Raw genomic sequence first — 7968 nt, 5'->3', positions numbered from 1 at the left:
GAGGTTGTACCGTAGGTACCATCTCACGGTTAATAAAATAATATCAGGTTGATAAAGTTTCCACTTGAATAGATTTTGCTTTTCCATACCAATCACATCCTTTTTCAGAGTACTAGTATCAGTATGTCCAAGTTTAGGAGGTTACTTACAAGCGTTTTGGAGTGTTTGCACCAGAACCATTAATAATACGCACAAAAAATATCCCTTTATACAAAGGGATAAAGCGGTGCAACTTTTTTATAAGCGGTATAACTTTCTTTAAAACGGTACATCTTTTTTATAAACAGTACGACTTTATTTCAAAGGTACATTATTATTGAATATTTTTCCAGTTTGGCCCCTCATACCCGGAATCATTTCCGTACCCCGAGTTGACAAATAGCTCAAAAAAAGAACCCAATTAATAGGTTCTTTTTTTGTTGCTGATTATTTTTGTTCTAAAATACGTTCAATCTCATCTATGCCTAATTTACTGGCTTTAGCAATCGTTTCAAGTGGTACACCAAGTTCATGCATACCTTTAATCATCTGTATTTTTCCTTGCTGAACCCCTTGCTGAACCCCTTCTTGAATTCCTTCCTTTTTCCCCTCATTACGAGCATGAGCAAACTTTGCAGCCTCATCCATTAAAGCCTTTTCTCTTGCTTCATATGCTTGACGGAAAGATGAATCTTGACTCATACGTTCCCACTTATTCATTGCTTTTTGTAAAATCGGATCTTGGTTCATGGCAATGTCCTCCAATGTTTGTGTGAGATACTCATCTTCATTCGCTGGTAATAATAATAACCAACGAACAAACGAATCTTCCCACGGATTAACTTTCTCTTCGCGCCATTGCTGTAGTAACTTTGGAATCTCTACAATATGAACTTCTATATCGTCACTTAATAACTTTTGTTGTTGCTGATTCCAAAGGATTCCTGTTGTATGAAACGCTTCATATTCTGGAAACATCACAAAGTTTAACAAGTTAATGGTAATCGTTTTATGAAGTGAGCTATAAGGCATTCCTTTTTGCAATTGAGAGGTGTATAACCTTCCCCAATAATACAAGCTTCGTTTAATCATATCGTGATTGTTATTCAACTGTATTTCTACATTTACCTTTGTTCCTGTATTTAATGTAGCCGAAATATCTAAAATTGATAATTTATCTTCTTCATATTCTCGATGTAAATGTGGATCTTCTAATTGTAGGGAAACAATAGGTGATTCTAAAGAATCTTTTAAAATGGCATTTAAAAAAGCAACTAAAATATCTTCATTCCCATTTGTGCCAAATAACTGCTTAAATGCAAAATCGATACGTAAATTTACTAATGAATTGGACATGGTTTTCCTCTTCCTGTTTCAGACTATATCTTTACCTATATTGTACATAAAACCAAAGTCAACATGCAAACAATCTCTATGATTTATATAGAGGATGCATACAGATATACACAATAGATTATCAAAGACGATTTGGGGTCACCATATAATTTTGAGAAAATGGTACGCTAAGGAATTTATAACCGCAACAAACCTTGATTTCATAGGGATATAAGTATTTCCCTTAAAGGCATATATTTGGAACAAATGGATTGAGCGAAAAGAAATAAAGTGATACTTAAAATATTTATTTGAATAAAAATGTGAACTACAAGGATTCGACATTATACGACAAAACGATGTAATTTTTCGGAATATTAAAACAACCATGAGATGAGGTAACTATATGAATCTATTTCGAAAAAAATCTATTTCAGCATTATTAGCACAGTCAGAACAAAAAGAGGCATCTTTAAAAAAAGAACTCGGTGCTTTTGATCTTACTATGCTCGGGATCGGCGCTATTATCGGAACTGGAATTTTCGTTCTTACCGGTGTTGCCGCAGCAGGACACGCAGGACCAGCACTTGTTTTGTCGTTTATTTTATCCGGTTTAGCCTGTGTATTTGCAGCATTATGTTATTCTGAATTTTCATCTACTGTACCGGTATCCGGTAGTGCTTACACTTATAGCTATGCAACATTTGGAGAATTGATCGCTTGGATTTTAGGGTGGGATTTAATTTTAGAATATGGATTAGCTTCCTCAGCTGTTGCATCTGGTTGGTCAGGGTATTTACAAGGACTATTAAGTGGATTCGGTATTACATTACCTACTGCTTTAACAAGCGCATATAGTCCTGAAGCGGGAACATATGTAGACTTACAACTGTATTACAGCCATTTCCGAACGAGAAAGCCCATCGCCTTTAGGCATGGGATGATAGTGAGGTTGGATACGGAGTACCATTAAAAATCGAAAGGTTTGTGGTACTTTAAGTATCCAAAGTGTTGGTATTTTTTATCATTTTTGTTGCAGTTTAATAAATAAACTGATACAGTATAACCATGATAAATGATTATAGAAGAACTAAAACAACCGTATCATTCATTAACTATCATTTTGTTTTTTGTCCACGATACAGAAGAAAGATTTTTCTAAACACAAAAGTAGAAGAACGTTTCAAAATGTTGGTTCAAGAAATATGTAACGGACTGGATATTGTTATTATCGCAATGGAATGTGATACAGACCACGTTCACTTATTTTTAAATACAATGCCAACACTTAGTCCCGCCGATACAATGGCAAAAATTAAAGGGGTGACATCAAAGCGTTTGAGGGAAGAATTTCCTCACCTTATGCACTTGCCAAGTCTGTGGACACGTTCCTATTTTGTTTCTACTGCTGGAAATGTATCAAGTGAGACAATAAAACATTATGTTGAAAATCAAAAAACACGGGGGTGAAACTTATGTCGCAAACCATAACAGTTCAAGTTAAATTGCTTCCAACAAAAGAACAAATCTGTTTATTGGAACAAAGTAGCCTCGAATATATCAGGGTCATTAATGAACTTGTATCTGAAATGGTTGAGTTAAAGAAAAGCACTAAGAAAAGTACAAAAGATGTTCTCGCTAACCTACCAAGTGCGGTTAAGAATCAAGCGATTAAAGATGCGAAAAGTGTGTTTTCTACAAAGGTGAAAAAAAGTAAATACAAAATCATTCCGATTTTAAAGAAACCCGTTTGCGTATGGAATAACCAAAATTATTCATTTAACTTCACACACATCTCGATTCCATTTATGGTGAATGGAAAATCAACTCGTTTGAAAATACGTGTTTTATTAGTAGATAAGAATAATCGTAACTATAATTTGTTAAAACACAAGTTAGGTACACTCCGCATCACAAAAAAATCTCACAAATGGATCGCTCAAATATCTGTTACAATTCCTACATCCGAAAAGACAGGAACAAAGATAATGGGTGTCGATTTAGGGCTAAAAGTTCCCGCTGTTGCAGTAACAGACGGTGACAAGGTTCGTTTCTTCGGAAACGGAAGACGAAATAAATATATGAAACGTAAGTTTCGTAGTGTCCGCAAGCAGTTAGGAGAAGGTAAGCAATTGAATGCTATTCGCCAATATAATGATAAAGAACAAAGATGGATGAAAAACGAAGAACATAAAGTAAGTCGTAAAATTATTGATTTTGCAATATATAATAATATTTCTGTCATTCGATTAGAACAACTAACGAATATTAGACAGACGGCAAGAACAAGCCGTAAAAACGAAAAAAATCTACATACTTGGTCATTTTATCGTTTAGCACAATTTATCGAGTACAAAGCGACATTAGTTGGTATTAAGATCGAATATGTGAACCCTGCTTATACAAGTCAAACCTGTCCAAAATGTTCTGAAAAGAACAAGGCACAAGACAGAAAATACAAGTGTAAATGTGGGTTTGAGAAACATCGTGATATCGTTGGGGCGATGAATATTCGCTACGCAACTGTGATTGATGGTAACAGTCAATCAGCCTAAGCACCTATATGGTCTGGTTTAGGAGGGGCAATGAGATGCCCTCATCTTGAAGGCTGTTCAAAACAGAAATGGACTGCGAACGCTTAGTCATTCAAGAATCCCACCCGTTAATCCGTAAGGATTAGGGCTTGCGACTTCAGTCGTGGGAGTCTCAACAGAAAGAATTGAGCAGATAAGGAATGATTCTAATAATTTTTTATTTGTATATGAGGAAGATTGTAAAGTTAAAGGAAGTATATTTATGACTTTTTGTCTTGATCCTGGATATCAATTTAGACCATATACCGTTCTAGAGTATGTGATTGTAAATGAAGATTTTCGAGGTAATGGGATAGGTGAAAAGTTACTAAAACATGTAGAACGGCTATCAATTGCAAGGGGATCCACAAGAATTATCTTATTAAGTAGTACAACTAGAATAGAAGCACATAAATTCTTTTCTAAAAATGGTTATAATGGCACTATAAGTAAGGGATTCAAGAAGTATATACCAATTAATTAAGTTTTATATATAAGAGCCATTCTTAGCTATAGGAACGGCTTTCTTAATTATCTTTAAATTAACTAACACAGTTTAAAAGAAGTCAACGATGCATAAAGTTTTCGTTATGGGGATAATTCAAAACCTTAGGTTGATAGTGATGTGAAGTCCCCCCTAAACGAAAATTTTTACCTATCGACAATTCAGCTCATTTTTTCAGTTTGGGGTAACAACGAATTCTTTGTACACTAGCATGATTTTTTGTTCCTCCTATTGATTTATACTTTATATTTCTTACTATTTCAGCGAAAATGATAACTAGACATATACCATCCATTTAAAACAGGAGGAAACACAAATGAAATGTTATCAATTGCACTTGGAATTAGTGGGATGTCCTTTCCCCATTTGGAGAAGAGTTAGTTTACCGACAGATTTATCCTTTGATGATTTACATGACGTGATTCAATGCTTATTTCAGTGGCAACACCAACATTTATTTGAATTTACTGTGGGGAAATATGTAATTTCATCTCCTCCTGATCCGAGCATTTCCTTTCATACATTGGCAATGACTACGTCGTCCCCGATGCTACATGCTGATAAAACTATGCTACACCAACACATCGGAAAAACGGATCAGGCTTTTCAATATGTATATGATTTTGGAGATCATTGGCTGTTACAGATTCATGTTGAAAAGATATTTGATCAACCTTCTGATGAAATAAAATGTATAGGAGGAGAAAATGCGGCGCCATTAGAGGATATTGGGGGCATTCCAGGGTATATTGAATTTTTAGAAGCGATAAAAGATTCTTCACACCCACAACATAAAATCTACGCAGAATGGGATTTATTAAATTTTGATCCTTCTTTCTTTGACATACACGAAATTAATAAAGGATTAACTTATTGTGATTAAGTACTAAATGAATGCTAGTTTATTTATGGGATATCGCCACATCGCTATCAACCTAACAAAACAAAATACCCCATAAAATGAAAAAATACGCTATTCTTTCCTATGATTCTACAGAAAGGATAACGTATTTTTTGCTTTATGGGTAGTGCTATCCCTTATATGACTTCTTGTGATTTCGGTGAAAGTCGTGATGGTACTTCATAACCTTAGCTTGATAGCGATGTGGCGAGACCCCTATAACGAATTACATGAATTATTAATAGTTTCATAAAACTGGTCCGCAATATTCCCCATCTCTTTATGTCTTCGGAAACTTTGCAACAGAACTAGAAAGAGGAATGTGACATTTTTTAAGATTTATTTTTCCTTCAAAAACAAAAAAAATCCTTTATCACTTATTAAAGTATCTTTTTTGTTTACATAATATAATTACCACCGACTTATATGAGAGGTAGTCTTCAGTGGGACTGGATTCCAACTTTGTTGTATTGTTTGCCATGATTTGACCGTTCCATCTTTACTTTTAATAAATGCTTTAAATTCTATATTTCTTTCAGCTGGCAACACAACATTTCCTCTCCAATCATTACTATGAGAATCATAATATAATTGAATTGGATACTGTTTCGTGTCCCAACTTCCTAATTCCGCACGATTCCCAGTAATATAAACAGTATCTCCTATTGTTGTAGGAGCATTTTTTACTACAATCGTTTGCATAACAGGAGTCACACCTAATAAATCTTTAAATTTCTCCATTAATGAATTGTTATACATTACATCTTGATACCGAAGTAACGTAAATCCAGCAAAATTATAATTAAAAGCCATTTCTGCAACTCTGTTATACTCTGCCTCATTTCCTAAACTTAAAGCATTTTCACCATTTAATACAATTCCCTTTTGATTAGCTAATGTTGCAATTTCTTGTACTAATGTTCTAGGCATTGAATATTCTGGATAACTACCTTTGTCTGTCATCTCTAGACAAGTAAATGTTACATCTAACTTTGCGCTTTTGAAAGCATCAAGTAAATGGCTATAATTATTATACCCTGCTGGCTTTTCTGCCCCGTGAGGTATAACCGGATTATTATATTGCCAATGTACTCCTGCAATCTTTGCGCCGATTGGTACTTGAAAACTTGGATCAAAAGCATCGTGTGCCAATTCACCAATTAATTTTGTATGACTTTCTAAAACACCTTGATACCATTCTAAATAATCTTTTCCATATGAAGAGTTATATCCATTCTTTAGAAACAGTTCCCCATCACTTGGTGGTAAAATTTCTGAAACAGAAGTAAATTTTTTACTCCACTCTTTGTTCACTTCATTTAAGGAATCATATTTATTTAATACCCATGAACGGAATTTTGATTTTGCAAATTCTGTATAGGCTTGAAACTTTCCACGTGATGGATAACCGCTTCCATCAGCAGATGTGTAGGAAGGATATCTCAGCTCTCCAGCTGGTCCCCCAGATAAGTATATCTTTGCGATTACATCTTTATACGGTTTCATAGCTACTGCGAATGCCGTATATAGTTCACCATATTCCTTTTGAATTACATCTGAAGCAAGTGGATTCAATGTTTCTTTATTAACGTTTCCGGTTTCAGATTTAAAGTAAAGACTATCATCATTTTTTTGATTCCAAACCCAGGAAGGAATTGGTGTATTACAATCATCGCCAACATTTCCACCACACTGATGTGTAGAAATAATAGGTATCATTTTCATACCTGCATTTCTTACTGATTGAGCAAAACGCTGTGCGTATGAAAAATCAAATTGCTGATCCCCGTTCTTTTCCATATCTCCCCACCAAAAATCAACAGTAATAGCATAAAAACCATTTTGTTTTGCCCACCTTAAATCATTTTCAAATGTCTCCCAATTTGTTACTTCCGGAATCTTTTTTAATGGTGCCATTAAGTAAGCTTTGTAATCCGGATTCATTCCTTTTCCATTTACGGCTGCAAAACTTGCTTGTGGAATTAATAGAGATACAAATAACATCAAGACAGATAAAATGACAATACCATAATATTGAAACTGTTTTTTCATCCCTTTTCTCCTTTTCCTTTTTTAAATTTATAAAACACTTTTGTATCCGTTTTCATTATATACGAAAAACGCAATCGTTTGCATGAAAAATATTGCATAATATTAAACTAAAATAAACAAGCTAGATTAATTAACTTGTTTATTTTAAAATTCGATTACAGATTATTCGGTTCTGGTGCAAAAAATCGCTGAAATAAAATTCATTCCAACCATCTCAATACTTAACACGAAGATAATAAGCTGGATTCTTATCGACTGTTATAGCACGAGGCTTTGAAACACGAAAAGGCCGCAAAACTCTCTTGAAAAAGCGCTTTGCAGCCTTCTGGTTTCTTATTTTTCTTAGGAAAAATCGATTCTGTTTTCTTTCGAATCAACACCACGATATAAATATATTCATTACCCTTTTACTTTGATATATGTTTCATGGACTCTTCAAGAGTCATTGGTTTGAGGTGACGTCAGATTCGTTTATCCAATTCAGGACCATACTGATATGGTGACTCCAATCAGCTAATGAAAAAACTAAAATAGAATCATATTAAATAATAAAAAAGAACCCTTGTATTGATATGATCCCCTTATAGTAGACAGGAAAAAGAAAGCACATTAACCTGTTTACT

At 34.2% G+C, this 7968-nt stretch carries 6 protein-coding genes and 3 pseudogenes; 5 read left to right on the top strand and 4 right to left on the bottom strand.

Going from position 1 to position 7968, the window contains the following annotated elements; translation table 11 throughout:
* Both CQ058_RS30180 and CQ058_RS30170 read right to left on the bottom strand, forming a co-directional pair.
* Positions 1–87, bottom strand: a pseudogene (locus CQ058_RS30180) (IS6 family transposase); the annotation flags it as partial.
* Positions 88–426: 339 nt separating this feature from the next.
* Positions 427–1335, bottom strand: a complete 909-nt coding sequence (locus tag CQ058_RS30170; protein WP_002192079.1) for an Rpn family recombination-promoting nuclease/putative transposase — start codon at positions 1333–1335, stop codon at positions 427–429.
* 385 nt (positions 1336–1720) lie between these two features.
* On the opposite strand from CQ058_RS30170, the pseudogene CQ058_RS30165 reads away from it, so the two are divergent.
* The 5 genes and pseudogenes from CQ058_RS30165 to CQ058_RS30145 all read left to right on the top strand — a co-directional run.
* Positions 1721–2200 (top strand): annotated as a pseudogene (locus CQ058_RS30165) (amino acid permease); the annotation flags it as partial.
* A gap of 182 nt (positions 2201–2382) precedes the next feature.
* Positions 2383–2784, top strand: a complete 402-nt coding sequence (gene tnpA / locus CQ058_RS30160) for an IS200/IS605 family transposase (protein WP_033733370.1) — start codon at positions 2383–2385, stop codon at positions 2782–2784.
* A gap of 5 nt (positions 2785–2789) precedes the next feature.
* Entirely contained in the window at positions 2790–3869 is a 1080-nt protein-coding gene (locus CQ058_RS30155; RefSeq protein WP_002193549.1) for an RNA-guided endonuclease InsQ/TnpB family protein, read from the top strand.
* A gap of 142 nt (positions 3870–4011) precedes the next feature.
* On the top strand, positions 4012–4371 hold the full coding sequence (locus CQ058_RS30150; protein WP_050551715.1) for a GNAT family N-acetyltransferase: 360 nt from the start codon (positions 4012–4014) through the stop codon (positions 4369–4371).
* Between the two features lie 337 nt (positions 4372–4708).
* Positions 4709–5275 carry a plasmid pRiA4b ORF-3 family protein gene (locus CQ058_RS30145; RefSeq protein WP_000650501.1) on the top strand — a complete coding sequence of 189 codons (567 nt, stop codon included), beginning with the start codon at positions 4709–4711 and terminating at the stop codon, positions 5273–5275.
* A 429-nt stretch (positions 5276–5704) separates the two neighbouring features.
* On the opposite strand, the gene CQ058_RS30140 is transcribed toward CQ058_RS30145, so the two are convergent.
* Together CQ058_RS30140 and CQ058_RS30135 are read right to left on the bottom strand one after the other, a co-directional pair.
* Positions 5705–7345, bottom strand: a complete 1641-nt coding sequence (locus CQ058_RS30140; RefSeq protein ID WP_105590208.1) for a family 14 glycosylhydrolase — start codon at positions 7343–7345, stop codon at positions 5705–5707.
* A 220-nt stretch (positions 7346–7565) separates the two neighbouring features.
* A pseudogene (locus tag CQ058_RS30135) lies at positions 7566–7842 on the bottom strand (DDE-type integrase/transposase/recombinase); the annotation flags it as partial.
* Positions 7843–7968 lie beyond the last annotated feature (126 nt).

This window comes from Bacillus sp. MYb56, from assembly GCF_002976445.1.
GTDB classification, from domain to species: Bacteria; Bacillota; Bacilli; order Bacillales; family Bacillaceae_G; genus Bacillus_A; species Bacillus_A mycoides.
This window is presented reverse-complemented; position numbering and strand designations above follow the sequence as displayed.

What these genes read in the sequence shown, in the direction of transcription:
- CQ058_RS30170 (WP_002192079.1), bottom strand. Translation starts at nt 1,335, where the DNA reads ATGTCCAATTCATTAGTAAATTTACGTATCGATTTTGCATTTAAGCAG.
- tnpA (WP_033733370.1), top strand. Translation starts at nt 2,383, where the DNA reads ATGATAAATGATTATAGAAGAACTAAAACAACCGTATCATTCATTAAC.
- CQ058_RS30155 (WP_002193549.1), top strand. Translation starts at nt 2,790, where the DNA reads ATGTCGCAAACCATAACAGTTCAAGTTAAATTGCTTCCAACAAAAGAA.
- CQ058_RS30145 (WP_000650501.1), top strand. Translation starts at nt 4,709, where the DNA reads ATGAAATGTTATCAATTGCACTTGGAATTAGTGGGATGTCCTTTCCCC.
- CQ058_RS30140 (WP_105590208.1), bottom strand. Translation starts at nt 7,345, where the DNA reads ATGAAAAAACAGTTTCAATATTATGGTATTGTCATTTTATCTGTCTTG.